This is a genomic window from Streptomyces sp. NPDC047974 (genome assembly GCF_040653375.1).
GTDB lineage: Bacteria > Actinomycetota > Actinomycetes > Streptomycetales > Streptomycetaceae > Streptomyces.
Window position 1 is genome coordinate 1 of record NZ_JBEZNU010000122.1, and the last position, 1194, is coordinate 1194.

Here is a 1194-nt window from a genome sequence, read left to right on the forward strand (position 1 = left end):
CCGTCGCCCCATCGAGGAGTGGCGCTCCGATATGCAGCAGTGGGTGGAGGGGCATGGCGACTACGATGGAGTGTTCGCCAAGGACATTGCCGAGGCAAACCGACTGCTGGCCCTGATCGACAGCCAGGCGGTGGGCAATGGCTAAGCCAGTCATCCGCACGTCCACATCCGCCCTGGTGCAGGTCACCGTGGAGGTCCGCGCCGGTTCCTGGGGCGAGGGCTGCCAGTTGGCCCAGGTGTATCGGCAGGCAGCCGCAAGCGCACTCGCCGAGCTGCATGGCGCCCTAGACAAGCGCGGGATCCGCGTCGTGGGCGTGGCGTCCATCAAGGCGATCACCACAGACACGACGGTGCTCAATGGCTGACCAGCTGCTCACCGCTGCAATGGTCCACGTGTTCGCCCTGGCCGGATTTGCGGCCGGCATCGCCACCCTGTGGGCGATCAGCCGCGCATGCCGCGCCGCGCGCAATGGGCTGCGCTGGTGCTGGCGGAGGTGCGCTCATGGCTGACCAGCTTTTCCCCCGCGAACCGCGCCGCATGAAGCAGCCGGCCAAGGATGTGCTGCGCGAGCAGCTGGTGGTCGCGGCCGATGAAGTGATCCGCCTGCGCGCTGAGGTCCTGCGCCTGCGCGACGCCGCAAACCATGCCACCGAGCAGCTGCGCGCTGCGCTGGCCACGAACTGAAGGAGGACCCGATGGGAGCTGCTGAAAAGCTAGACATCGTCGGAAAGGACTGGCTGACCGTGGACGAGGCCGCACATTACTGCGGCGTTTCCAGAAGCCAGTTCGATTCGAACATCGCCGACTACGGCGTCGAACCCCGAAATTTCATGGGCAAGAAACTCTACGAGAAGGCCGCCCTCTACTCTGCAATCTACGGCTCCAGACAATGGTCAAGGTCACAATCTTCTGGCGGGACGGCGCCGCGTACCTCAACTGGCGGGAAGGCGGCAAGCGAAGCCGTGTCACCATTGGTCGCGTCAGCCCACGCGAAGCTGAGGGCATACGAGCAGCGAAAGAAGCGGAACTGACCCATGGGGTGCGCATCCTCCCCCGGCTGCCAACTGTCAGGGAGTTCCTGGAGGCGTACCTTGACTGGTACAAGGCGGAGCATCCGACCACACACGGCAAAGCAAAGAGCGAGGTCCGGCTGTTCATTGCCCGCTTCGGCCACCGACCGATCGACACCCTGC

Annotated in this window: 3 protein-coding genes; all 3 read left to right on the forward strand. The window is 64.9% G+C overall.

Translation table 11 applies throughout. The features are described 5' to 3' along the window. Positions 1 to 137 precede the first annotated feature (137 nt). The 3 genes from AB0E19_RS38810 (at position 138) to AB0E19_RS38820 (ending at position 1032) form a co-directional block, all read left to right on the forward strand. The gene (locus tag AB0E19_RS38810; RefSeq protein ID WP_362189985.1) at positions 138 to 365 is read left to right on the forward strand and encodes a hypothetical protein; all 228 of its coding nucleotides are present in this window, start codon (positions 138 to 140) and stop codon (positions 363 to 365) included. Positions 366 to 502: 137 nt separating this feature from the next. Beyond that, positions 503 to 685 (forward strand): hypothetical protein, encoded by a 183-nt coding sequence (locus AB0E19_RS38815; protein WP_362189988.1) that lies wholly within the window; start codon positions 503 to 505, stop codon positions 683 to 685. 11 nt (positions 686 to 696) lie between these two features. Then, complete coding sequence (locus AB0E19_RS38820) at positions 697 to 1032, forward strand: hypothetical protein (RefSeq protein ID WP_230080651.1); 336 nt, start codon at positions 697 to 699, stop codon at positions 1030 to 1032. Positions 1033 to 1194 lie beyond the last annotated feature (162 nt).

What these genes read in the sequence shown, in the direction of transcription:
- AB0E19_RS38810 (WP_362189985.1), top strand. Translation starts at nt 138, where the DNA reads ATGGCTAAGCCAGTCATCCGCACGTCCACATCCGCCCTGGTGCAGGTC.
- AB0E19_RS38820 (WP_230080651.1), top strand. Translation starts at nt 697, where the DNA reads ATGGGAGCTGCTGAAAAGCTAGACATCGTCGGAAAGGACTGGCTGACC.
- AB0E19_RS38815 (WP_362189988.1), top strand. Translation starts at nt 503, where the DNA reads ATGGCTGACCAGCTTTTCCCCCGCGAACCGCGCCGCATGAAGCAGCCG.